Source organism: Thalassobacillus hwangdonensis (assembly GCF_042675915.1).
Lineage (GTDB): Bacteria > Bacillota > Bacilli > Bacillales > Halobacillaceae > Thalassobacillus_A > Thalassobacillus_A hwangdonensis.
This window is the reverse complement of the sequence record NZ_JBHTKL010000001.1, coordinates 891,708-914,220: the sequence shown is the minus strand read 5'-3', so window position 1 is coordinate 914,220 and position 22,513 is coordinate 891,708. Positions and strand designations below refer to the sequence as shown.

The 22,513-nt window shown below is 43.5% G+C and carries 28 protein-coding genes; 24 read left to right on the top strand and 4 right to left on the bottom strand.

Going from position 1 to position 22,513, the window contains the following annotated elements; genetic code table 11:
- Positions 1-5: 5 nt before the first annotated feature.
- Both ACFQ2J_RS04845 and ACFQ2J_RS04840 read left to right on the top strand, forming a co-directional pair.
- Positions 6-533, top strand: a complete 528-nt coding sequence (locus ACFQ2J_RS04845) for a LysM peptidoglycan-binding domain-containing protein (RefSeq protein WP_386057089.1) — start codon at positions 6-8, stop codon at positions 531-533.
- A 103-nt stretch (positions 534-636) separates the two neighbouring features.
- Positions 637-1,032, top strand: coding sequence for a VOC family protein (locus tag ACFQ2J_RS04840; RefSeq protein WP_386057088.1), 396 nt, complete (start codon positions 637-639; stop codon positions 1,030-1,032).
- A 94-nt stretch (positions 1,033-1,126) separates the two neighbouring features.
- On the opposite strand, the gene ACFQ2J_RS04835 is transcribed toward ACFQ2J_RS04840, so the two are convergent.
- The 3 genes from ACFQ2J_RS04835 to ACFQ2J_RS04825 are packed head-to-tail and all read right to left on the bottom strand — an operon-like array spanning position 1,127 to position 2,221.
- Positions 1,127-1,696 (bottom strand): manganese catalase family protein, encoded by a 570-nt coding sequence (locus tag ACFQ2J_RS04835; RefSeq protein ID WP_386057086.1) that lies wholly within the window; start codon positions 1,694-1,696, stop codon positions 1,127-1,129.
- 43 nt (positions 1,697-1,739) lie between these two features.
- A complete protein-coding gene (locus ACFQ2J_RS04830) occupies positions 1,740-2,003 on the bottom strand; it encodes a spore coat protein CotJB (protein ID WP_386058346.1) in 264 nt (87 codons plus the stop codon).
- Between the two features lie 17 nt (positions 2,004-2,020).
- On the bottom strand, positions 2,021-2,221 hold the full coding sequence (locus ACFQ2J_RS04825) for a spore coat associated protein CotJA (RefSeq protein WP_386057084.1): 201 nt from the start codon (positions 2,219-2,221) through the stop codon (positions 2,021-2,023).
- 139 nt (positions 2,222-2,360) lie between these two features.
- On the opposite strand from ACFQ2J_RS04825, the gene ACFQ2J_RS04820 reads away from it, so the two are divergent.
- The 18 genes from ACFQ2J_RS04820 to fni all read left to right on the top strand — a co-directional run bounded on the left by ACFQ2J_RS04820 (position 2,361) and on the right by fni (position 18,359).
- A complete protein-coding gene (locus ACFQ2J_RS04820) occupies positions 2,361-2,993 on the top strand; it encodes a CBS domain-containing protein (protein WP_386057083.1) in 633 nt (210 codons plus the stop codon).
- 65 nt (positions 2,994-3,058) lie between these two features.
- Complete coding sequence (locus tag ACFQ2J_RS04815; protein ID WP_386057081.1) at positions 3,059-3,427, top strand: hypothetical protein; 369 nt, start codon at positions 3,059-3,061, stop codon at positions 3,425-3,427.
- Between the two features lie 6 nt (positions 3,428-3,433).
- Positions 3,434-4,249 (top strand): metallophosphoesterase, encoded by an 816-nt coding sequence (locus ACFQ2J_RS04810; protein WP_386057079.1) that lies wholly within the window; start codon positions 3,434-3,436, stop codon positions 4,247-4,249.
- A 99-nt stretch (positions 4,250-4,348) separates the two neighbouring features.
- Complete coding sequence (locus tag ACFQ2J_RS04805) at positions 4,349-5,257, top strand: MerR family transcriptional regulator (RefSeq protein ID WP_386057077.1); 909 nt, start codon at positions 4,349-4,351, stop codon at positions 5,255-5,257.
- A 102-nt stretch (positions 5,258-5,359) separates the two neighbouring features.
- Positions 5,360-5,959 carry a genetic competence negative regulator gene (locus ACFQ2J_RS04800; protein WP_386057075.1) on the top strand — a complete coding sequence of 200 codons (600 nt, stop codon included), beginning with the start codon at positions 5,360-5,362 and terminating at the stop codon, positions 5,957-5,959.
- Between the two features lie 123 nt (positions 5,960-6,082).
- Positions 6,083-7,015, top strand: coding sequence for a D-alanine--D-alanine ligase family protein (locus ACFQ2J_RS04795; protein WP_386057073.1), 933 nt, complete (start codon positions 6,083-6,085; stop codon positions 7,013-7,015).
- Positions 7,016-7,159: 144 nt separating this feature from the next.
- Positions 7,160-8,440: a Glu/Leu/Phe/Val family dehydrogenase gene (locus ACFQ2J_RS04790; RefSeq protein ID WP_386057071.1), complete on the top strand. Its 1,281-nt coding sequence runs from the start codon at positions 7,160-7,162 to the stop codon at positions 8,438-8,440.
- Positions 8,441-8,637: 197 nt separating this feature from the next.
- Entirely contained in the window at positions 8,638-9,615 is a 978-nt protein-coding gene (locus ACFQ2J_RS04785; RefSeq protein ID WP_386058343.1) for a YpdA family putative bacillithiol disulfide reductase, read from the top strand.
- A 74-nt stretch (positions 9,616-9,689) separates the two neighbouring features.
- Positions 9,690-10,649: an asparaginase gene (locus ACFQ2J_RS04780; protein WP_386057069.1), complete on the top strand. Its 960-nt coding sequence runs from the start codon at positions 9,690-9,692 to the stop codon at positions 10,647-10,649.
- An 80-nt stretch (positions 10,650-10,729) separates the two neighbouring features.
- Entirely contained in the window at positions 10,730-11,395 is a 666-nt protein-coding gene (gene prsW, locus ACFQ2J_RS04775; RefSeq protein WP_386057067.1) for a glutamic-type intramembrane protease PrsW, read from the top strand.
- 150 nt (positions 11,396-11,545) lie between these two features.
- On the top strand, positions 11,546-12,379 hold the full coding sequence (gene sleB / locus ACFQ2J_RS04770; RefSeq protein ID WP_386057065.1) for a spore cortex-lytic enzyme: 834 nt from the start codon (positions 11,546-11,548) through the stop codon (positions 12,377-12,379).
- Between the two features lie 12 nt (positions 12,380-12,391).
- Positions 12,392-13,735, top strand: coding sequence for a germination protein YpeB (gene ypeB, locus ACFQ2J_RS04765; RefSeq protein ID WP_386057063.1), 1,344 nt, complete (start codon positions 12,392-12,394; stop codon positions 13,733-13,735).
- Positions 13,736-13,821: 86 nt separating this feature from the next.
- Positions 13,822-14,487 carry a flagellar brake protein gene (locus ACFQ2J_RS04760; RefSeq protein WP_386057061.1) on the top strand — a complete coding sequence of 222 codons (666 nt, stop codon included), beginning with the start codon at positions 13,822-13,824 and terminating at the stop codon, positions 14,485-14,487.
- An 18-nt stretch (positions 14,488-14,505) separates the two neighbouring features.
- Positions 14,506-14,676 (top strand): DUF5359 family protein, encoded by a 171-nt coding sequence (locus ACFQ2J_RS04755; protein ID WP_386057059.1) that lies wholly within the window; start codon positions 14,506-14,508, stop codon positions 14,674-14,676.
- 133 nt (positions 14,677-14,809) lie between these two features.
- Positions 14,810-15,484, top strand: a complete 675-nt coding sequence (cmk, locus tag ACFQ2J_RS04750; RefSeq protein WP_386057057.1) for a (d)CMP kinase — start codon at positions 14,810-14,812, stop codon at positions 15,482-15,484.
- Between the two features lie 15 nt (positions 15,485-15,499).
- Positions 15,500-16,081: a lysophospholipid acyltransferase family protein gene (locus tag ACFQ2J_RS04745; RefSeq protein ID WP_386057056.1), complete on the top strand. Its 582-nt coding sequence runs from the start codon at positions 15,500-15,502 to the stop codon at positions 16,079-16,081.
- Between the two features lie 102 nt (positions 16,082-16,183).
- Positions 16,184-17,326 carry a 30S ribosomal protein S1 gene (rpsA, locus tag ACFQ2J_RS04740; RefSeq protein ID WP_386057054.1) on the top strand — a complete coding sequence of 381 codons (1,143 nt, stop codon included), beginning with the start codon at positions 16,184-16,186 and terminating at the stop codon, positions 17,324-17,326.
- Between the two features lie 13 nt (positions 17,327-17,339).
- Complete coding sequence (fni, locus tag ACFQ2J_RS04735) at positions 17,340-18,359, top strand: type 2 isopentenyl-diphosphate Delta-isomerase (RefSeq protein ID WP_386057052.1); 1,020 nt, start codon at positions 17,340-17,342, stop codon at positions 18,357-18,359.
- A 198-nt stretch (positions 18,360-18,557) separates the two neighbouring features.
- Here fni and ACFQ2J_RS04730 read toward each other — a convergent pair whose 3' ends face one another.
- Positions 18,558-18,665, bottom strand: a complete 108-nt coding sequence (locus ACFQ2J_RS04730; protein ID WP_386057051.1) for a YpzI family protein — start codon at positions 18,663-18,665, stop codon at positions 18,558-18,560.
- A 133-nt stretch (positions 18,666-18,798) separates the two neighbouring features.
- On the opposite strand from ACFQ2J_RS04730, the gene ACFQ2J_RS04725 reads away from it, so the two are divergent.
- The 4 genes from ACFQ2J_RS04725 (at position 18,799) to ACFQ2J_RS04710 (ending at position 22,465) form a co-directional block, all read left to right on the top strand.
- Positions 18,799-19,692, top strand: a complete 894-nt coding sequence (locus ACFQ2J_RS04725) for a YIEGIA family protein (protein WP_386057049.1) — start codon at positions 18,799-18,801, stop codon at positions 19,690-19,692.
- Positions 19,692-19,883, top strand: a complete 192-nt coding sequence (locus ACFQ2J_RS04720; RefSeq protein WP_386057047.1) for a capping complex subunit for YIEGIA — start codon at positions 19,692-19,694, stop codon at positions 19,881-19,883. Before ACFQ2J_RS04725 ends, ACFQ2J_RS04720 begins: the two co-directional genes overlap by 1 nt.
- Positions 19,884-20,099: 216 nt before the next feature.
- Positions 20,100-21,410 (top strand): ribosome biogenesis GTPase Der, encoded by a 1,311-nt coding sequence (der, locus tag ACFQ2J_RS04715; protein ID WP_386057045.1) that lies wholly within the window; start codon positions 20,100-20,102, stop codon positions 21,408-21,410.
- Between the two features lie 17 nt (positions 21,411-21,427).
- Entirely contained in the window at positions 21,428-22,465 is a 1,038-nt protein-coding gene (locus tag ACFQ2J_RS04710; protein WP_386057043.1) for an NAD(P)H-dependent glycerol-3-phosphate dehydrogenase, read from the top strand.
- The last annotated feature ends 48 nt before the right edge of the window (positions 22,466-22,513 follow it).

Sequence of the window (22,513 nt, the reverse complement as noted above, 5' to 3'; positions counted from 1 at the left end):
TCTATATGTCGACCAATCACAATGAATTAAAAGAGGATAATGATTCTATGAAAGTAGACAAACAGGAAAAGAACCATTACGAATCTCCAGAAATCGATGTGTTGGATCTTCCACCAAGGAAAAAAGTGCATCAAGCGAACAAAACAAAAATGAAATGGAAGCTCAGCTTACCGATCATCCGGTTTCTACTGGTTATCTTTCTATTAGTGATCATCGGAATTCTGACTTATCCGTATTGGAAGGATTCATTAGAAGACATCCCGGTCTTTTCCCAGGAAACCGAGGGTGGCGTAGTAGGAGAGAGGCTGGTGTTGAAATCTGAAGTCACTGGCCTTCCTGAGCCGCCTGAGGGTTATGTATATTATAAAGTGAGAGAAGGGGAGACGGTTAATACCATAGTCAAGGAGCACTTCGGTACAAATGATACCGTTGAACAATTGGAGAGAATCAACCAATCGGATCTGAAAGACTTAAGTGAGGGCGATGTCATAATTGTTCCAGCATCTCCAAAGCCTGTAAGTACACCGGAATAATATTATGTAAACTAGTTCTTGGGATTTACAATAAAATAAAGGATTCAAAAAGTTCCTTGTCGAACATACATACGTGTAATGGAATGATCAAAAGGAGGAGACTATGGGGCGACTTATCCATTTTGAAGTTCATGTAGACGACATGGATCGTGCGAAACGTTTTTATGGAGAGGTGTTTGACTGGAGATTTGAAGATTGGTCGGAGTATGCGGGGATGCCTTATTTTGGTGCTGTTACCGGAGATGAAGATGAAATGGGTATCAATGGTGCGTTGATGCAGCGTCAGGGTCCTCCACCTGAGAAGGGACAACCGATGAATGGTTATTCATGTACCATTGGTGTGGAGGATTATGATGCCATCGAATCCAAAATACTGGAGCTGGGCGGGAAGGTAGCTTTGCCGAAATATGCATTGCCTGGAATGGCATGGCAAGGGTACTACCTGGATTCAGAAGGAAATATATTCGGCATCCATCAGGCAGACGAAAACGCGCAATAAACCTGTCCAATTGAAGTTTACGTCTTTAGTGGAATAACGTAGGGGAAATCCGAACATGTGAGGTTACATGTTCGGATTTTTCTATGATATCAAGTTAAAAAATTCTCTTCTTATCTTGTTCATCCTTCAGTATCTCCACCGCTTCACGGAAACGCTGGGAGTGGACAATTTCTCGTTCTCTCAGGAATTTCAGGCTATCATTCAACTCCGGGTCATCAGACATATTGATGATCCACTGATAGGTTGCCCGAGCTTTTTCTTCAGCAGCAATATCTTCATATAAGTCCGCAATCGGATCTCCTTTTGCGTTGATATAGGTAGCGGTCCACGGTGAGCCAGCCGCATTTTCATAATACAACGCCTTCTCATGGTTAGCATAATGAGCCCCGAGCCCCGCTTCTTTCATCTGTTCAGGGGTAGCATCCTTCGTAAGTTTATAGACCATGGTCGCAATCATTTCCAGATGCGCGAATTCTTCCGTACCAATGTCCGTCAGCAATCCGATCACTTTGCCTGGAATCGAATAACGCTGGTTCAAATAGCGAAGAGCTGCAGATAATTCACCGTCTGCTCCTCCGTATTGCTCAATCAAATACTTTGCAAGCCGCGGGTTACACTCCCTTACTCGTACAGGATATTGAAGTTTCTTTTCATAATACCACATGCACCTTTGCACCCCTTCCTAACGAGATTACATTCTACTCACCCTATACCTCCCAGGGCCATGGCGGGGTGTTCCATTGCCATGGAGCCGCGGAATAGCTTTTTCCATATTGCATTAAAGGACCAAACTGGCTTTCGAATTTCTTTTTCAACCTTTTGCTTTTCTGGGCAGCTTGATTGAATTGTTCGATTGCTTTGATATCATCCGGGTGGGTATCCAAATACAGGGTTAGTTCCACTAATACAAAATCAACTGCCTGAATCTCTTCCATCTGCTCATAATACTCCGGTGGAAGTGGGGGCTGCATCTTCATCTCTCCTTCCTTCAGGATTTAGGGTACTCGCTGTAAAAGATCGGCCAAAGGGTACCGGCCATCAACGCTTCCTTCGGTTTGAATTGTGGAAGGCCAGGCTCCTGAAATCCTACATAGAGGTTTGGGGGAGTGACATAACACTTTGTTTTCATGATCGGACAAGGATCGAACTCGCTGTAAAAGGGATGGTAACACTTTTGGGTCGTAAACATATTTTCCACCTTCCTGGATACAGACTAATTCATTGTATGAAGTAGATTACTAGTCCTATTCCTTGAACAGGCAGGATTACGGACGGATGAAGTCGAATAGAAAGAGTGAAGATAAAATGTTGATGTCGAGGTGATAGGAATGTTTGTTAAAAGTATCATGAAACCTACGTACAAGTGTTTTACTGCAAAAAAGGATGACCGTCTTGAAGGTATCCTGCAAATGCTGAATGAACATGATATTCAAGGGGTTCCTGTACTGGATGGGGATCGATTCCTTGGGATGCTTTCCAGGCAGTCGATCTACCAAGGATATTTTGAAAGTAATGAAGATAAGGATTCCTACCTGCAAACAACTACGGCTGGAGATATCGCCGCCAATAAAGAATTGACGATTACGGAAGATGAAGTGTTCGAAAAAACACTGACTGCTTTCAAAGGGTTTCCGGTTTTGGCTGTTGTGGATGACAATGACACTTTCAAAGGGCTGGTAACACGATTTGATGTACTGGAACAATTCGAAAGTGCCTTCGGAGTCAAAAAGAAAGGTGTCCGTATCGCCTTCACTTCTGAAGAATCTGAAGGGAGAATTGAAAGGTTAGGGGATATCATCCGCAGTCATCATGAGAATGTGATATCGCTAGCCACCTTCGATGAGACGGATAAACTAGCCAGAAGGATCGTTCTTAAAATCGATAAGAAGGACAATATCGATAAGTTTGTTGATAAATTGGAAAAGCACGGATTCCGGGTATTGGATGTTAAAGAAGTCTAAAAGAAAAGCTAGTCTTTTCACCCCCTTTTTGACATAAAGTTGTCAAAAAGGGGGTTTGATTTTTAATGTCCTATTTCATGAAGGGGATGGGGGCTATTGCCTGTTGTTTTCTTTTCATTTATTGGATGCCGATCAATAGTCTCCCGCTTAATACGGAGGTATTCATTTACACGATCATGAATCCTTTAGCTTTTTTAGTAGGGGCTGCATTCCTGATGATTGGTACCGTTCTCCAAGGGAAGATGGTTCATGACATTGTGCGGCTGGTAAAACGGAAGCGATTCGGAACAGGACTGTTCGTATGTGTTGCAGCAGCACTTCCAGCATCACTGATAATCATTTCCTATGAAATGGTGCTGATTTTTTATGTATTGGCAATGATCTATGGTATCATTTCTTTACCATCCACCTCCAAGGAATTCGAAAAGGGGTAATTTGCTGTGGTTTATTTCTATCTATTCCTTTTGCTCGTGATAACCGGTATCGGTCTATTGCTTTATATGTACTGGAAGGCCAATACCGATCATATCGGAATTGTGAAGATCGATCATCCGAAGCTTCCATCCTCATTTGAAGGCTTTTGCATCTTTTTGATTTCTGATATCCATAAGCGAATAATAAAGTCAGATACATTGGAAAGAGTGAAACAAACAAGGAAACCGGATATTATACTGATCGCAGGAGATCTTTTGGAAAAAGGCGTTCCGCTCACTTCGGTGACTGCGAATATCAAACGATTGAACACACTAGAGGCACCGATTTATTTTGTCTGGGGAAACAATGATTACGAAGCGGACCGTAAAGAGCTGGATGCACTATTACTTGATTTGAATGTGAAAGTCCTAGCAAATGAATCCGTGAATTTCGAGTCGGAACATGGAGAGAAAGTAAGCCTTATGGGGCTTGATGCTTATGATAAAGAAGAGGAAGATCGAAGCGCTGCCCTGAAGGAAAGCTTCCGTTATGCGTACACGGATACCGAAGGAGAATTCATTATCCTGGCTATTCATGACCCTTTTTGGTTTGATGCAATTGAACAAATGGATCAAGCGAAGATTTCAACTGTTTTAAGTGGACATACCCATGGTGGACAAATCAGGATTTTCGGCTTCGGACCTTATCAGCGTGGAGGTTATAGCAAAAAAGGTACGACTGATTTATTTGTCAGTGAAGGCTATGGAACAACTAAACTGCCATTGAGATTAGGGACAAGAGCTGAATGCCATCTCGTCGAATTTAATAAGGGAAAAGTGTGAAAAGGTTTATTCAAAAGTTGTAAATTGAATATACATATTTTACACAAGTAGCAATTCTCCTATATACTCTTATAAAAGACGTATTTTGGAGGAAGGCTTATGGCAACGAATAAAGGAAAATATAACATCAAAGCTGTGTCGCAAATGTTGGGGATCCAGCCGGGAACACTCAGAGCCTGGGAAAGAAGGTATCAGATGATCCGTCCGGTCCGCAATGATGCTGGGCATAGGCTATACACAGATGAACATATCAAAGTGTTGAAATGGTTGTCAGAAAAGGTGGACAAAGGTTTCACAATTTCACAAGCTGTTTCCTTACTTGAAAATAATGATGAACTCATGGATACACCTGAAGAAAAAGCGGATGACCAGGGTTCACAGGTAAAGAAGCTAACCGATAAACTGCTCGATGCCCTATTGAGTTTTGACGAAAGAGGGGCGCAGCGTGAATTGGATCATGCATTCAGTCTCTACACGCCTGAAACCGTGACGATAGATATGATTGGTCCCTTGTTGGTGCGAGTAGGCCATTTATGGGAATTGAACAAAATTACAAGTGCTCATGAACATTTTGCATCGAACTTCCTACGATCCAGAATTGGTATGATGCTGGTCACCATTCCTACAGATCGTATGCTTCCAAAAGCAGTACTTGTTTGTGGACCGAATGAACGGCACGAACTGGGACTGCTTATCTTTGCCTTATACTTAAAGCGTAGGGGCTTTGATGTCATTTATTTGGGCCAAAGTGTTGCAAGTGGAGATATTGATGTAATTATTGAAGAGATAGACCCGAAATTTCTCTTCATGTCATGTACAATGAAGAAGAATATCCCTGTGACTATCAAGTTGGCAGATGCTCTTCAAGAACAATTTCCGGAATTGGTGATTGGATTAGGGGGATACGCATACGATACGCTAAGTGACAAAGATAAAGAGAAAGTGAAGACGTATATGGTGGGAAATTCCAAGATGGAATGGGAAGCTTGGCTCCAGGCAAGTTTGTAAGAAGTGCGCATAGTGGCATAAGCGCTTAAAAAGGTACCATATTCGGTTCAGGAGCATATGATAAAGATATAAACAGCAATGGAAGGTTCAGGGGGCGATCTGATGCGTCTGGAGCGTTTAACCAATCAGAAATTCAAGATCTTTCTCACGTTTGATGATCTGATTGAAAGAGGGTTGACGAAGGAAGATTTATGGCACGATTTGCCAAGGGTCCATCAATTGTTCAGCGATATGATGTTCGAAGCGAGTGATGAGCTGGGGGTTGAGCTGGAAGGAACGTTACTTGTGCAGGTCTATCTGCTCCAGGCACAAGGAATGTTCATTGTTGTGACTCAAACAGATCGGAACGAGAATGATGAAGAGGATTATATTGAAATGAAGGTTACGTTGGATGAAAGCAAAGAGTTGATTTTCTCTTTTGATGAGTTCGAAGATATCATTCAGCTTTGTGCACACCTGGGTAATCTCGGATTAGAAGGTGGACGCGTGCTATCCTATGATGGTTTCTATTATATGAAACTTGAGGATGAAGACATCAAGGATATCGATAAAGAGCAGATCATCGCATTGATGTCGGAATTCGGTTTTCCCAGTATTGTTACGGTACATCGCCTGCTTGAGTATGGGAACTCCATCTTCATAGACCATGCAATTAAAGGAATCAATCATCATTTTAATAAAAAGCTAGACATGGATGAATGAACGGTAGCGGATAGCCCCGTTCATTTTTTTATTTATCAATAGATGGAATCAAATGAACATGTTAATATGAGATGGAATATAATTATTGATGTAGTAGGCAAATGCCGATGGGGAGTGTAACTATTGAAAATAGCCGTTTTATATGGGGGTACTTCAGGCGAAAGGGAAGTATCACTATCGACTGGTAAAGGAATCATTGAGGCACTTGAAAAAAATGGACATGAAGTTACCGGAATCGATTTTCATCCGGAACGGTTGGATGAGATTCTTAAGCTGGAAGTAGATTTGGTATTCATAGGTCTTCATGGGCGTTTTGGTGAAGATGGAAGGATCCAAGGACTGCTCGACATGATCGGACTTCCTTACGTCGGTTCCGGTGTACTTGCATCTGCACTGGCGATGGATAAATCGAGAGCGAAACAAATATTCAAACAGGCTGGGATCCCGATCGCGCAAAGCAATGCATATGCAGTCGACCAGTATGAAACGTTGAATGAGATGGAAGTAGATATAAAAGAGAACTTCACCTTACCTTTTGTAATCAAACCGAACCAGGAGGGCTCTACTCTTGGCCTGACTATAGTTAGAGAATGGTCCCAGGTAGCTGACGCGCTGAAGAATGCGGCAGATTCCGATGATGTCATCCTGGTCGAGGATTATATTTCCGGAAAAGAGGTTACAGTACCTGTAATAGGTTTAAAAGGAAAAGAGCAGGCATTACCGATCATAGAGATCATACCAAAGGGTGATCACTACGACTTCGCTTCAAAGTATGAACCAGGTGGAAGTGAGCATATCGTACCTGCAAGGGTTTCCGACCGATTGACGGAAGAAATCCAGCAATTTGCAGTCCATGCGCACCAGGCTCTTGGCTGTGACGTGTACTCACGAGTGGATTTCATTCTGACAGAAGAGGACGTACCGGTAATTTTGGAAGTGAATACACTTCCGGGAATGACTCCGACGAGTCTCTTTCCTGATTCAGCAAGCAAAATCGGCTGGAGTTATGATGAGATGATCGAGCGTTTCGTAGAACTAACAATGACAAGAAAGTGAAACGGTATGAAATCGCTTACATTTTTTCGTGATTTACTAGTAAAATACGATAGAAGTTGTTTGCATAATGGGGACGAAGGTGTATACTATTCTCTGAAAGAACAGCTTTAAGATACTGAATGGATTGTTATAGGAGGTTAACTGATGGTAGCCGCTAAACCAGCAGACTCGAATAATGAAAACAACGACAAATTAGATGTACTGAAATCCACACAAACCGTCATTAAGAATGCATTGGATAAATTAGGTTATCCCAGCGAAGTTTATGAACTTCTAAAGGAACCTGTACGCATGATGACTGTCCGGATTCCCGTCAGGATGGATGATGATTCCATCAAGATCTTCACTGGATTCCGCTCACAGCATAACGATGCGGTCGGACCTACAAAAGGTGGCGTACGCTTCCACCCGAATGTATCCGAAAAGGAAGTTAAAGCATTATCCATCTGGATGAGCCTGAAAGCAGGCATTGTCGATCTTCCTTACGGGGGAGGAAAAGGTGGAATCATCTGTGATCCAAGGGAAATGTCTTTCCGTGAACTGGAAGGTGTCAGTCGAGGTTATGTCCGTGCAATCAGTCAGATTGTGGGACCTACAAAGGATATTCCAGCTCCAGATGTGTTCACGAATTCTCAAATCATGGCGTGGATGATGGATGAGTACAGCAGAATTGACGAATTCAACAATCCTGGCTTCATCACAGGGAAACCACTTGTATTGGGTGGATCGCACGGACGTGAATCTGCGACTGCCAAAGGTGTGACCATTTGTATAGAAGAAGCGGCTAAGAAGAAAGGAATCGAGATCAAAGGTGCTAGAGTGGTCGTTCAAGGGTTCGGTAATGCGGGCAGCTTCCTGGCGAAGTTCATGCACGATGCAGGTGCCAAAGTTATTGGAATTTCGGATGCTTATGGAGGCTTGCATGATCCTGAAGGACTTGATATCGATTACCTATTGGATCGTCGCGATAGTTTTGGTACGGTTACGAACTTATTCAAAAATACGATTACAAACCAGGAATTATTAGAACTTGATTGCGATATTCTCGTTCCGGCAGCAATTGAAAATCAGATTACAGAAGATAATGCTGATAAAATAAAGGCACCGATCGTTGTGGAAGCCGCAAACGGTCCTACAACTCTTGATGCAACCAGAATTCTCTCTGATCGTGGAATTCTTCTCGTACCTGATGTTCTGGCATCTGCTGGAGGAGTTACTGTATCCTATTTCGAATGGGTACAGAATAACCAGGGTTATTACTGGACAGAGGAAGAAGTGGAAGAGAAGCTGAGAAAAGTGATGGTCAAAGGCTTCAATTCTGTTTATAATACTTCGGAAACCCGCCGAGTGGATATGCGTCTCGCTGCATACATGGTCGGGGTTCGTAAAATGGCGGAAGCTTCACGTTTCCGTGGATGGATATAAGTTGAATCTCACGAAATTATCTCCTATCATAGGTTTGGTAGGAGATATTTTATTTTAGAGAATAATTGGCAAATCTAAGACATCATCTGTACTGGAATCGATTCTGTCTCCTTTTAGTATTCCTGTACCATTCAAGATAATGGTAGGGATGACGATCGTGAGACAGTTTTTCTTATTGGAATAGAGAGGTGACCATGGTGCAACAAGAAGAGGTAATCATTGTAGGAGCAGGACCATGTGGGATGAGCGCCGCTATTGAACTGAAGCAGCGGGGAATCAACCCATTAGTGATAGAAAAGGGGAATATCGTAAACTCGATATACAATTACCCGACCCATCAGACGTTCTTCAGTTCCAGTGAAAAGCTGGAAATCGGTCAGGTGCCGTTCATTACCGAACGTCAAAAGCCGGTGAGGAATCAGGCGCTCGCCTATTACAGGTCGGTTGCTGAACGGAAGGACCTGAGAATTAACGCATTTGAAAAAGTGACACTTGTGGAAAAGTCACCCGATGGCTTTCTTGTACACACGGAAAGGAATACCGGCGAAAGACATCAGTATGAAGCGAATGACCTTGTTATTGCAACAGGGTATTACGATCAGCCGAACATGATGGGTGTAGAAGGGGAGCACTTGGAGAAAGTGATGCATTATTTCAAAGAAGCGCACCCGTATTACAATAAAGATGTTGTCGTCATAGGCGGTAAGAACTCAGCGGTCGATGCAACACTGGAATTAGTGAAGGCAGGTGCACGTGTCACCGTCCTTTACCGAGGAGAGGATTATTCTTCAAGTATCAAGCCTTGGATCCTGCCTGAGTTTGAAGCACTTGTGAAAAAGGATATCATTACAATGAAATTCTGTGCAGAAGTGAAGAAAATCACAGAAGATACGTTGACCTATGTGTGCAATGGAGTGGAACAAACGATCGACAATGATTTCGTATTCGCGATGACCGGGTATAAGCCGGACCATGAATTTCTGACAAAAATGGGGGTCAGCATCGATGAAGAAACTGGACGCCCGATGTTTGATGAAGGAACGATGGAAACCAACGTACCTGGCATCTATATTGCCGGAGTGATTGCTGCCGGTTATAATAACAATGAAATTTTCATTGAAAATGGCCGGCATCATGGAGAGCATATTGCTGATGCAATTGCACGGAAGAGGTAAACGGAAGGCCACCATGAATTTCATGGGGCTTTTTTCATTCAAGTGAATGGATGACAATGGAGAGGGTGGATAGGATGAATAAAGTCGTACTATTAACAACGGGAGGTACCATTGCAAGTGTACCTAATGAAGACTCAGGTAAATTATCATCTGGAGCGTTAAGCGGACAGGAGCTTGCCCAGATGCTTGCATTACCAGAGGATATCGACATCCATATAGATTCAGCTTTCCAAAAGCCGAGCATGCATATCACCTTCGATGATCTTTTGATGTTGAAGGAAAAAATCGAAACCTATTTTGAAGATGAATCGATCAATGGTGTTGTCGTTACCCATGGCACAGATTCTCTGGAAGAAACGGCATATTTTCTGGACTTGACGATAAAAGATGATCGTCCGGTCATCATTACGGGTTCCCAACGTTCTCCAGGACAAATGGGAAGCGATGCTTATATTAATTTGCGTCATGCGATCTATGCTGCCTGCAGTGAAGATTTGCATCAGGCCGGAGCGGTGGTAGTGTTCAATGAGCGTATCTTCCCAGCGAAATACGTTAAGAAAGAGCACGCTTCCAATATCCAGGGGTTCAATGCTTTCGGTTTCGGGTATCTTGGAATCATTGATAATGATGAAGTCCATATTTATCAAAGGCCGATCAAACGTGAGACGTATTCAATCATAAAACCGATACCAAGAGTGGAGATCATCAAATGTTACTTAGGTGCTGACGGAACCTTCATCAAAGCTGCAAGAGAAGCCGGTGTCAGTGGCATCGTACTTGAAGGGGTAGGTCGAGGGCAGGTTGCTCCTGATATGATGGAAGAGATCATTAAGTCTATTGAAGCTGGCATTACCGTCATCATTACTACAACATCAGAAGAAGGTGCAGTTTATACTGCTTATGATTACTTAGGAAGTGCATATGACTTGTACAAGCATGGAGTCATATTGGGTGACGATGATGATAGTAAGAAAGCCAGGATGAAATTGAGTGTCATTTTGGCATCGGATACAACAGATGAAATCAAGTTCTGATTGCCTATTCTTATGTTCCCTTTCCTTCTGTACCATGGTACGATTGAATTATTCAGGGAGGAAAGAGAGGCTTCTTGGTTATGCTGGCCATTTTAATCTTTGCGACTGCTCCAGTAGTCGCAATTATGACGTTCATTTATCTGAATAAGAAGATCGAGCTTGAACCTTTGCCTCTCATTTTCCGTACGTTCATACTCGGGATGGTACTTGTGTTTCCGTTAATGTTCATTCAGTACGCATTCAGAACGGAGGGAGTCCTCGGGTCACCAATTTTAGAGTCGATCATCCTAGCAGGGCTTCTTGAGGAATTCTTCAAATGGTTCGTATTCATTTTCGTTGTATATAAACATGGGGCATTTGATCACCATTACGACGGAATCATATATGGAGTAGCAATCAGCCTGGGATTCGCTACGGTTGAGAATATCATCTATCTCTTCGCAAATGGAATTGAATACGCCTGGGGAAGAGCCATCTTTCCTGTATCCTCCCATGCTTTGTTCGGATTGATCATGGGTTACTACATAGGAAAAGCGAAATTCAAAGACACCAATCAACGGTGGTGCTTATTCTTAGCCTTATTTGTCCCGGTCGGACTTCATAGTGTATTTGATGTCATATTGTCTTCGGGCATGAAACAGTGGATCTATATCATGATACCTTTTATGATCCTGTTATGGTTGATAGGAATCAGAAAACTACGGATCGCCAATCGGCACCAACATTTCCATATGAAATCCTCCTGACACATGTGAACGAACTGTTCCATGTGTTTTTTTATGTCTCCATTCCTTAATTTGATTATGGAAACAATGTATAAATCCGGTTTTTCCTCAAAAGATATCCCTACAAACATAAACAAAAAATCAAAGAGGTCCGTGAGGTGGAAGGCATCCATGATCGTTAAAAAGACAATGCTGTATATAGGTTTATCTGTTATCTTGGTATTCACATTAACTACGACCCATCCATCCGAGCCTGCAAATGCATTCTCCAACCAAATCATCCAACAGGGTGCAGTCGGGGATGATGTCATTGAACTGCAGGCAAGATTGCAGTATCTCGGTTTCTACAATGGAAAAATCGATGGTGTATTCGGTTGGGGCACCTATTGGGCACTTAGAAACTTCCAATATGAATTCGGCATGGAAGTGGATGGCCTGGCAGGACAGGAAACGAAGCAAAAACTGGTGGAAGCAAGTAACTATGATAAAGGGTACGTAAAGGAACAGATTCGTAAAGGTAATAAGTTCACTCACTACGGAGGCGTCTCTAAGGAAAAGCAATCAAAAGGCGGTGGAACGACACAGCAGGGAGGCGGAGCTGCTGAAGAAAAGCCGAACAACCCTACTGCAGTCAACGTTCCAAGCGGGTACTCGCAGAATGATATCCAATTGATGGCCAATGCTGTTCATGGGGAAGCGAGAGGTGAGCCTTATGTAGGCATGGTAGCGGTAGCTGCAGTCATCCTGAACAGAGTGGAGAGCACTACGTTTCCTAATTCGGTTTCAGGAGTCATTTTCGAGCCGAGAGCGTTTACAGCAGTGGCAGATGGTCAAATATGGCTTACGCCTGATGAAAAGGCTAAACAGGCTGTAATGGACGCCATGAATGGCTGGGACCCTTCCCAGAATGCACTCTATTATTTCAATCCAAATACAGCGACTTCCAGCTGGATATGGTCACGTCCTCAGATCAAACAAATCGGGAAGCACATTTTCTGTAAATAAGGTGGTGGTACAATGATTCGTTGGATATTAATAACAATCTTGACAGTCGGTGTTGTAGGAGCTGGGATCTGGGGATATCAGGAGCATCAGGACAAAAATGCGGTCCTGATCCAGGCGGAGAATAACTATCAGAGAGCCTTCCATGAATTAAGCTTCAATATGGATCTCATGCATGATAAAATCGGAACGGTTTTGGCGATGAATACAAGAAAGCAGTTGTCACCGGAACTTGCAAACATATGGAGGATCACCTCCGAAGCACATTCGGATGTAGGTCAGTTGCCACTGGCACTTCTCCCTTTCAATAAGACGGAGGAATTTCTATATGATATCGGTGACTTCACTTATCGTACAGCCATAAGAGATCTTGAAAAAGAACCGTTGTCAGAAGATGAAGTCAAACACTTAGAGAAACTTTATGAGCAAAGCGGTACCATCAATAATGAATTGAGAAAAGTACAGCATATGGTACTTGAAAATAATTTACGCTGGATGGATGTTCAATTGGCTTTAGCCACGAACGATCAACAGGGGGATAATACGATCATCGATGGTTTCAAAACAGTGGAAAAAACTGTCTCAGGTTACGAGGAAGGGAACTCCGGTCCGTCCATTACCGGTGTATCAAACGAAAGCAATGATTTCAAAGGCATAACAGGTGAAAAGATTTCCGAGGGAGATGCAAAGGAAATTGCCAGGAAGCTTTTCAATGTGAAAGAAAAACAGAAAATCACTGTAGCGAAGAGTGGCAAAGGTGCAGATGTACCAACCTACTCTGTCTCCTATAACAAAGGGGATAAGAACGCCTATGCAGATCTTTCTGAAAAAGGCGGACACCCTTTAACTCTTATGGTCAGTCGTCCAGTCGAGGATTCAAAGATCAGCTTATATGAAGGGATCGAAAAGTCGCAGTCCTTCATTGAACAATTGAAATTTCCGGAAATGGATCTGATCCAGAGCAGTCAATATGAACGGGTCGGTGTGTACACGTTCGTACCGGTGCAGGATGATGTGAGGATCTTCCCGGATTCGATACAGATCAAGGTCGCACTCGATAATGGCGATGTAATAGCAATGTCTGCCAAGGATTACTTCAGTAATCATCAGGAGCGTACGTTACCTGATCCTTCTTATTCTGAAGAGGAGGCACGGGAGAAAGTCAATCCATCTGTAGATATTCAGGAGCAGCACCTGGCAGTCATTGAAAACGACTTGAATGAAGAAGTGTTGTGCTATGAATTTCTAGGAACGATGGGTAATGAAACATATCGCATCTTTATCAATGCTGAAAATGGGCAGGAAGAAAAGGTCGAGAAGCTTAAAGCTGCGGAAATGAAATTTGCTGAATCCGTCTGATGGGAAGGGGTCACACCTTTCCCTTTTCTTCTTTTTTTGAGATAATCGTCTTATGGAATATTACCTATAGAAAGAAGAGGATACCTATGTTCAAAATCGGCGCGCCAATATCGCTTGAATTAGAGCATGATGATCAGTCACACCATGATGTATATAAATGTAAAATCGTCGACTTGAAAAATAATTATCTGTATGTCGATTATCCTATCAGTGAGCGGACTGGAAGGACGAGTATATTTTTTGAAGGCACCCAATTCAAGGTGAAACTGATGGGGAATGATCAGGCTGTCTATATGTTCGAGACCGAAATCATCGCCAGAAAAAAGAAAAAGATCCCTGTCCTTGTCCTGCACTTTCCTGGAAAAGATAAAATGATGAAAATACAGCGGAGAAAATATGTGCGCGTGGAAACTGCGATCGATACTGCTGCTCATCCACTGGAGGGGAACTTTCAGCCCTTCACTACGATTACATTCGATGTGAGTGGAGGAGGAACCTCTGTCCTATTACCACCGAAACATAATGTGAATAGATCCGATCTCATCCATTTAACATTCGTGCTGGCCATGAATAATGGAAGTTATAAATACATAGATGCAGAGGGCCGCGTGTTGAAGATTCTGGAGGGAAGCGGACGTAATCGTGACAAGGCAGCGATCGAGTTTTCGGTCATTGCAGATGCTTCACGACAGGATATCGTTCAATTCTGTTTTGAAAGGCAATTGGATTTAAGAAGAAAAGAAAATTACTGACCAAGGAAGTGTATCTGGATGAAGAGGATTGAAAGGATCATTCTGTCGTTGATTTTGATTCATGGGCTGTTATTGCTCCTTTGCCAATTTTTATTGCTGGAAACGGAATGGGTATGGCAGCTTCATCCGATCCAGGAGTATCTGGGTGTATTCAACCAGCAGCCAGCAACGGACAGGATGGATTTTTAATTCGGGGTTGTGTTATGATTCTGAAGGATACCTGAGAAACAGAGGCAACTGTTAGTTCAAGGTCATGGCGCGCTTTCCCGGAAAGTGCGCCATTCATATGACCTGTTGTACATTTGGAAAGCGAGGGAGTCGAATGAATAAGAAAATAGCGGTAGCAATTGATGGACCGGCCGCAGCGGGGAAGAGTACAGTAGCGAAGAAGGTTGCACACCAGCTTGGCTATGTCTATATCGATACTGGAGCAATGTATCGTGCGTTAACATGGAAATCACTGGAGAGCGGTGTTGATTTGCATGACGAAGATGCTGTCTATCAACAGCTGATGCAAATATCGATCGATCTTGTAATGGAGAACGATGGACAGCATGTGTACGTGGATGAAAGGGATGTATCCAGAGAAATCCGCCAGCAGGATGTCACGACGAATGTATCCTTTGCTGCTAAACACGGAAAAGTCCGAGAAGAAATGGTGAAACGCCAACAGCAACTTGCTGCTGAACGCGGTGTTGTCATGGATGGCAGGGACATCGGTACGCATGTCATCCCTGATGCAGAAGTGAAGATTTTCATGATTGCCTCTGTGCAGGAACGTGCAGAAAGAAGACATAAAGAGAATATAGAAAAAGGATTTCCGTCTGATTTAAGCGAATTAAAAGAAGAGATTCGAAAAAGAGACGAAATCGATTCGAAACGGGAAATTGCTCCGTTAGTAAAAGCAGAGGATGCAATTGAAATCGATACGACTTCCCTGTCCATTGATGAAGTCGTGGATAAAATCCTTTCTGCAATAGCGGATCGTGTGCAATAAGGGGGAGGTTCTGAGGTGAACTTATATAAATTCGGCAAGCTGGTCTGTAGTGTGATTTTCTACCCGTTATACAGAATCAAAGTATATGGGAAAGAAAATATACCTTCTAACGGACCAGTCATCATCTGCTCCAACCATATTTCGAATCTGGATCCACCAATCGTCGGAATCACATCCAGTCGCGATATCTATTTCATGGCGAAAGAAGAATTGTTCCGTAATAAATTCCTTAATAAGCTATTGACCGGTCTGCATGCATTTCCCGTCAAGCGTGGGATGCGTGATCGGAATGCATTGCGTCAAGGATTGAAAGCGCTGGATGATGGAGAGACATTGGGTCTCTTTCCTGAAGGTACAAGGAGTAAGGACGGTAAAGTAGGCAAAGGTCTGGCAGGTGCTGGTTTTTTTGCACTTCGCTCCGAGGCTTCGGTCGTACCATGTGCCATCATCGGACCATATAAGAAGTTCAAATCTCTGAAGGTGGTCTACGGAAAACCGATTGACCTGACTGCAATGCGGGAAGAAAAGGCTTCTGCTCAGGTTGTCACTGATTTGATCATGTCCGAGATTGAAAAACTTACGAAAAAACAAGTGTAAAAAAAGTGTAATCACTTGACAAATACACGCAAATATTAGAAGTTAGACAAAAGGACATTTCTATTGTGAGGTAGTGTCGGATTTTGAAGGAGGTAGCTTTGTATGGATGAAATGAATCAAGAAGTTTCAGGAATGCAAGAATTCTCTACTGGTGACATCGTAACTGGAAAGGTTGTCAAAGTAGAAGAAAAACAAGTCCTCGTAGATATCGGATATAAAGTGGAGGGTATTGTTCCGATCAGTGAACTTTCTAGCCTACACGTGGAAAAAGCTTCTGATGTCGTAAGTGAAGGGGATGAACTGAAGCTTCAGGTCAAGAAAGCTGAAGACGATGAAATCGTTCTTTCCAAGCGCGCAGTAGATGCGGATAAAGCCTGGGAAGACCTTGAACAGAAATACGATAGCGGAGAAATCTTTGAAGCCGAAGTGAAAGACATCGTCAAGGGTGGCCTTGTCGTCGATGTCGGTTTGCGCGGTTTTATTCCAGCATCTCTTGTAGAAACGTACTATGTCGAAAACTTTGAAGAATATAAAGGGAAGCCACTGACATTGAAAGTGGTGGAACTTGACCGTGAACAGAATCGTGTCATCCTTTCCCATCGTGCTGTAGTAGAAGCAGAAGAGTCTACGAAAAAGCAGGAAGTCCTTCAGTCATTGGAAGAAGGGAAAGTTGTTGAAGGTACAGTGCAGCGAATCACTGACTTCGGTGCATTTGTAAACCTTGGGGGTATTGACGGTCTCGTACATATCTCCCAACTGTCCCATGAACACGTGGAAAAAGCTTCCGATGTCGTTGAAGAAGGACAGAAAATCAAGGTGAAGGTATTGTCAGTCGATCGCGACAATGAACGCATTTCCCTTTCCTTGAAAGAAACACAACCAGGACCATGGGCAGACCTTGAAGCGAAAGTCCAGCAAGGTGCAGTCCTTGATGGAACTGTAAAGCGTCTAGTAAGCTTCGGTGCATTCGTCGAAGTATTCGCTGGCGTTGAAGGTCTCGTACACATTTCCCAGATTGCCAACCGTCACATCGGTACACCGGGTGAAGTGCTTGAAGTCGGTCAGGAAGTGAAAGTCAAAGTACTTGATGTCGACGAACAGGCAAAGCGTCTATCTTTGAGCATCAAAGAACTGGAACGCGAAGAAAGCAGACAGGAAATCAAGCAGTATGAAAAAGAAGATGACCACTCCGGCTTCCAGCTTGGGGATATGATTGGTGATCAGTTAGATAAATATAAAAACTAGTGGTGATAAGGGTATGTCGAGAGCTGAAAGAAAGATCGACCATATCCGCCATGCACTAAGTCATTCCAAATCAGAGCGTAGTTACTTTGATGATATTGATATCGTTCATCAAAGCCTGACTGCTCAGAATTGGGAAGATTTACAATTGAAGACGAACGTGGGCGAACTTAATTTAAGTTCGCCCCTTTTTGTCAATGCGATGACTGGTGGAGGCGGGAAAAAAACAGAAGAAATTAATCAATCATTGGCTGAAGCTGCAAAAAGGACCGGTATAGGGATGGCTGTAGGATCACAAATGTCCGCGATAAAAAATAAAGAAGAGCGGAGCACATACGAAGTGGTACGTAAAGCGAATCCGGATGGAGTCATTTTCGCGAATGTAGGAAGTGAAGCCACACTGGACCAGGCAAAAGAGGCTGTCGATATGATTGAGGCAAACGCTTTACAAATCCATCTCAACACGCTTCAGGAATTGATTATGCCTGAAGGTGACCGGGACTTCCGAATGCGCTTGAAACATATAGAAGCGATTGTACAAGGGCTTCACGTGCCGGTGATCATTAAGGAAGTCGGCTATGGTGTTTCCAAAGAAACAGCCAACCAGTTGTACGATCTCGGTGTGCGCCATATCGATGTCGGAGGAAGCGGTGGAACCAATTTTTCGAAAGTGGAAAATCTACGCAGGAACGACCCGATGATTTCATTCGAAAACTGGGGAATTCCAACTCCGGTTTCGATTGTTGAGGTATCTAAGCAAGTGCCTGATGTGCATGTCATTGCCTCCGGTGGAATCCGGAACGGTCTTGATGGAGTAAAATCACTCCTGCTTGGTGCCGATGCTTTCGGGATGGCTGGAAGTCTGCTGAAAGTTATGATAGAAGAAGGGCAGGAGGCATTGGTTTCTAAAATTGAGCACATTCACCGAGAAATCAAAATGGCGATGATGCTCCTTGACATAGACCATGTCAAAGACTTCAACGGAAAGCCGCATGTTATTCGTGGAGATATGAAAAATTGGATCGATCAACGATAATTTACTATCTTAAAGCAGAGGCACGAGCCTCTGCTTTTTTTGTACTTTAAGAAAGTTTAACTTTATTAAAGGAATAGAAAATACTTAGCCTTTCGCCAAAAGTACTTGGCGACAAACCCGGTCTTTCTAATGTAAACCTAACTGGAAGTGAACCAGTTTACATACTTCAAGTATGTTAAATGCAGGTCTACAGTCGTATTATTTTTCTTCAATGAAAGTTTTGCCTTTGGCATGACTTTTCACATCTCTGTCTGATTCCACGCGTCTTTCTTTCTTCAGTTTCTTTTCCTGACGATCTTTGCCCATCATTCATCCCTCCTTATCCCTTAGTTTGAACCTTTGTCGGCTATTTATGATGTTTAAATCCTATTGTGAAACAACATACTGTTAGAGGAGTGATTCACAACGATCAATAGTGGAAATGGAGCTGTCTGTATATATGAACGAATACACCTATCCTATCCTGTTCGGGATCCTTGTTGGAACAGGTGTCAGGCTGATTATGCTTAGGACGGACTATCGTCAGTATCCGACCTATCTGCATGGAAAGGTCATACACATATCCTTAGGATTCATTGCTGCGTCATTAGGCACAGTCGCTATCCCTTCCATAATGGAAAAGGAATTCACCGCTGTTACTTTTCTGACCCTTGCAGCTTCACAGTTCAGAGAAGTCCGTAATATGGAGAGGAATACATTGACTGAACTGGATTCATATGAGCTTGTCCCTCGTGGAAATACGTATATCGAAGGGATAGCGGTTGCGTTTGAAGGGCGGAATTACCTCGTAATCTTCACATCGTTCATCGTGACTTTCGCTTACTTGGCATTCAATTTATGGGTTGCGTGTATCCTCGCGGTAGTCACATTTATAGTGGCCAAGAAACTGATGAGTGGTTCGACAATGAAAGATATTGTTGAGATTGAATATAAGGCTCCTCATTTTGAAGGGGCTGGGTTATATGTTGATAATATTTATATCATGAATATCGGGTTGCCAGAACGCCAGGAAGAGATTCTTAAATATGGTATGGGGTTCGTTCTCACCCCGAAAAATTTCAATGTCCGATCAACGATTGCAAACCTGGGGCAACGTCAGGCGATTCTTCACGATGTCTCCGTGTCCTTGGGTGTATTCCGCGATTCAGGGACGCCTGCTCTTGTGCCTTTGATCAAGAGGGACTTGGATGACGGCAGGATCGGAGTATTCATCCTTCCCCAGCATAAAGATATTGAACGAGCGAAAGAGATCATTGGCGCCGTCCCTGTACTGGAAAATGCGATCCGAATGCCTTCTGAGCAGAAAACAGAGGGAAAAGGAAGTGAAGGGTAATGAAGATAGAAAAAGCGATTCTGGCAGCTGTTACGACAGATAAATCAAGAAACAGAGTCGGTGGTGGAATGCCGATCTTCTATTGCAAGGATCATACGGAGATGGAGAAAGTTGCAGCAAACCTGGAGGCAATCATCGACGGAATTGCACATGCATTAAGTGAAGATCTCTATATCATTGTCAAGCATTGATGCGATGTTTCTGCTCCATCAACTGAAAAAAGATTGTGAAGGATGCTTTATTTTGCTAAAATAATGTGGTTAATGTTTCTTACACGACGCTGTTCTTCCTTTGGATTGGTGTGAAACGATAGCACCTTCTGAAGCGGAACAGTATTTTTTTACTTTTCAGCAATCGGAATTAGTGGAATAATAAATAACAGTCATGCAGAAAGGATGTGCCTGACCATGAGAAAATCAACGGTGGCCATCGTAGGAAGGCCGAATGTAGGTAAATCGACGATCTTCAATCGTCTGGTTGGAGAGCGTATATCGATTGTAGAAGATATCCCTGGAGTAACAAGGGATCGTATTTATGCTAGTGGGGAATGGTTGACTACTACCTTCAATGTCATTGATACAGGGGGCATTGAAATTGGAGATGAACCGCTACTTGTACAGATGAGACATCAGGCAGAAGTGGCAATTGATGAAGCGGACGTCATCATATTCATGGTGAATGGTCGCGACGGAATTACCGGTGCAGATGAAGAGGTAGCGAAATTATTGTTCAAGTCCAATAAACCGGTCGTTCTTGCAGTGAATAAAGTGGACAATCCTGAAATGAGAGAAGAAATTTATGAATTCTATTCGTTAGGATTCGGCGAACCGTTTCCTATTTCCGGTACACATGGATTGGGACTTGGTGATCTGCTCGATGAAGTCGTCCGACATTTCCCTGAAAGAGAACAGACGGAAGAGGATGATGAAACAATCCGCTTCAGCCTGATTGGTAGACCGAATGTAGGGAAATCGTCGCTCGTGAATGCGATGATCGGTCAGGAACGGGTCATTGTCAGTGATATTGCTGGAACGACACGTGATGCTGTCGATACGCCGTTTACCAAGGATGGAAGAGACTTTGTCATCATTGATACAGCAGGAATGCGTAAAAAAGGGAAAGTGTATGAATCGACCGAGAAATACAGTATCATGCGTGCGTTGAGAGCGATTGAACGATCTGATGTCGTCCTCGCGCTGATCGATGCGGAAACCGGGATCATCGAACAGGATAAAAAGATCGCAGGTTATGCCCATGAAGCCGGTAAGGCCGTTGTCATCGTCGTTAATAAATGGGACACCGTCGAATCGAACGAAAAAGCGATGAAAGAGTTTGAACAGAAAGTACGCGCGCACTTCCAGTACTTGGACTACGCGCCGATCGTATTTCTTTCCGCCAAGACGAAAAAGCGCATACACACGTTACTTCCGAAAGTGCTTCAGTCTAGTGAGAACCACGCTAAACGAGTGCAGACGAATGTACTGAACGAAGTCATCATGGATGCACTTGCCATGAACCCGACACCTACGGTCAAAGGGCAGCGTTTGAAAGTCTTCTATGCCGCGCAGGTGTCTGTAAAGCCGCCAACTTTCGTCGTATTTGTTAATGAACCGGAATTGATGCACTTCACATATGAACGTTTCCTGGAAAACAGGATCAGAGATGCTTTCGGATTCGAGGGTACACCGATCAAGATTTATGCTAGAAAACGTAATTGATGAAAGGGGCAGGTTCGATGAGTAAAGTAGCTGTATTAGGAGCAGGAAGCTGGGGGACAGCATTATCCCTGGTACTGGCCGATAATGGACATGATGTTCAATTATGGTCCCATCGCAAGGAACAGGCAGATGAAATCAATCAAAACCATACGAATGAAAAATACTTGAAGGGCAGCAGGCTGCCTGAAGCAATCGTCGCATTTCATAACTTGGAGGAAGCGATCGATCAAGTCGAGCATATCATCATGGTCACACCGACAAAAGCGATCCGTGAAGTAAGCAAGCAATTGGTTCCTTTGATCAATGACGCTGTTACGATCACCCATGCTTCTAAAGGCATCGAGCCTGGAACGTTCAAACGTGTCTCTCAGGTAATCGAAGAAGAAGTCCCTGAAGAGAAAAGGAAAGGGATTGTCGTACTTTCCGGACCCAGCCATGCGGAGGAGGTCATTCAACGACAGCCGACAACCGTGACAGTTTCATCTTCTCAACTGGAACTTGCTCAGGAAGTGCAAGATCTTTTCATCAACGAAAACTTCCGAGTCTATACATCCCCTGATATGATCGGGGTTGAGCTTGGAGGATCGTTGAAAAACATCATCGCGCTTGGAGCAGGTATTTCTGATGGCCTCGGATATGGGGATAATGCGAAAGCGGCACTGATCACCCGTGGCCTGGCTGAAATCGCGCGATTGGGTGGTTCCTTAGGGGCGAATCCTCTGACTTTTGCCGGTCTTACTGGTGTAGGTGACCTTATTGTCACTTGTACAAGTTCCCACAGCAGGAACTGGAGAGCTGGGAACCTGTTAGGGAGAGGGAATGATCTTGATCAGGTACTTGACGAAATGGGCATGGTAGTCGAAGGGGTACGGACAACCCAGGCAGCCTACCAGCTATCACAGGAACAAGAAGTGGAAATGCCGATCACCCAGGGGATTTATAAAATTCTTTTTGATAAAGCGGATCCTAAAGATGTCGTCGATCAGCTGATGACGAGAGGACGCCGACATGAGATGGAAGACTTGAGCAATATCCTGGATAACCAGTATTCCTAACGCTCACACTCTTTCCTACTGTGCATATACTGTGATGAATGAATGCAC

What these genes read in the sequence shown, in the direction of transcription:
- ACFQ2J_RS04790 (WP_386057071.1), top strand. Translation starts at nt 7,160, where the DNA reads ATGGTAGCCGCTAAACCAGCAGACTCGAATAATGAAAACAACGACAAA.
- der (WP_386057045.1), top strand. Translation starts at nt 20,100, where the DNA reads ATGAGAAAATCAACGGTGGCCATCGTAGGAAGGCCGAATGTAGGTAAA.
- rpsA (WP_386057054.1), top strand. Translation starts at nt 16,184, where the DNA reads ATGGATGAAATGAATCAAGAAGTTTCAGGAATGCAAGAATTCTCTACT.
- ACFQ2J_RS04800 (WP_386057075.1), top strand. Translation starts at nt 5,360, where the DNA reads ATGCGTCTGGAGCGTTTAACCAATCAGAAATTCAAGATCTTTCTCACG.
- ACFQ2J_RS04710 (WP_386057043.1), top strand. Translation starts at nt 21,428, where the DNA reads ATGAGTAAAGTAGCTGTATTAGGAGCAGGAAGCTGGGGGACAGCATTA.
- ACFQ2J_RS04755 (WP_386057059.1), top strand. Translation starts at nt 14,506, where the DNA reads ATGAAGAGGATTGAAAGGATCATTCTGTCGTTGATTTTGATTCATGGG.
- ACFQ2J_RS04835 (WP_386057086.1), bottom strand. Translation starts at nt 1,696, where the DNA reads ATGTGGTATTATGAAAAGAAACTTCAATATCCTGTACGAGTAAGGGAG.
- prsW (WP_386057067.1), top strand. Translation starts at nt 10,730, where the DNA reads ATGCTGGCCATTTTAATCTTTGCGACTGCTCCAGTAGTCGCAATTATG.
- sleB (WP_386057065.1), top strand. Translation starts at nt 11,546, where the DNA reads ATGATCGTTAAAAAGACAATGCTGTATATAGGTTTATCTGTTATCTTG.
- ACFQ2J_RS04820 (WP_386057083.1), top strand. Translation starts at nt 2,361, where the DNA reads ATGTTTGTTAAAAGTATCATGAAACCTACGTACAAGTGTTTTACTGCA.
- fni (WP_386057052.1), top strand. Translation starts at nt 17,340, where the DNA reads ATGTCGAGAGCTGAAAGAAAGATCGACCATATCCGCCATGCACTAAGT.
- ACFQ2J_RS04825 (WP_386057084.1), bottom strand. Translation starts at nt 2,221, where the DNA reads ATGTTTACGACCCAAAAGTGTTACCATCCCTTTTACAGCGAGTTCGAT.
- ACFQ2J_RS04760 (WP_386057061.1), top strand. Translation starts at nt 13,822, where the DNA reads ATGTTCAAAATCGGCGCGCCAATATCGCTTGAATTAGAGCATGATGAT.
- ACFQ2J_RS04805 (WP_386057077.1), top strand. Translation starts at nt 4,349, where the DNA reads ATGGCAACGAATAAAGGAAAATATAACATCAAAGCTGTGTCGCAAATG.
- ACFQ2J_RS04730 (WP_386057051.1), bottom strand. Translation starts at nt 18,665, where the DNA reads ATGGGCAAAGATCGTCAGGAAAAGAAACTGAAGAAAGAAAGACGCGTG.
- ACFQ2J_RS04725 (WP_386057049.1), top strand. Translation starts at nt 18,799, where the DNA reads ATGAACGAATACACCTATCCTATCCTGTTCGGGATCCTTGTTGGAACA.
- ACFQ2J_RS04780 (WP_386057069.1), top strand. Translation starts at nt 9,690, where the DNA reads ATGAATAAAGTCGTACTATTAACAACGGGAGGTACCATTGCAAGTGTA.
- ACFQ2J_RS04840 (WP_386057088.1), top strand. Translation starts at nt 637, where the DNA reads ATGGGGCGACTTATCCATTTTGAAGTTCATGTAGACGACATGGATCGT.
- ypeB (WP_386057063.1), top strand. Translation starts at nt 12,392, where the DNA reads ATGATTCGTTGGATATTAATAACAATCTTGACAGTCGGTGTTGTAGGA.
- ACFQ2J_RS04815 (WP_386057081.1), top strand. Translation starts at nt 3,059, where the DNA reads ATGTCCTATTTCATGAAGGGGATGGGGGCTATTGCCTGTTGTTTTCTT.
- ACFQ2J_RS04845 (WP_386057089.1), top strand. Translation starts at nt 6, where the DNA reads ATGTCGACCAATCACAATGAATTAAAAGAGGATAATGATTCTATGAAA.
- ACFQ2J_RS04720 (WP_386057047.1), top strand. Translation starts at nt 19,692, where the DNA reads ATGAAGATAGAAAAAGCGATTCTGGCAGCTGTTACGACAGATAAATCA.
- ACFQ2J_RS04830 (WP_386058346.1), bottom strand. Translation starts at nt 2,003, where the DNA reads ATGCAGCCCCCACTTCCACCGGAGTATTATGAGCAGATGGAAGAGATT.
- cmk (WP_386057057.1), top strand. Translation starts at nt 14,810, where the DNA reads ATGAATAAGAAAATAGCGGTAGCAATTGATGGACCGGCCGCAGCGGGG.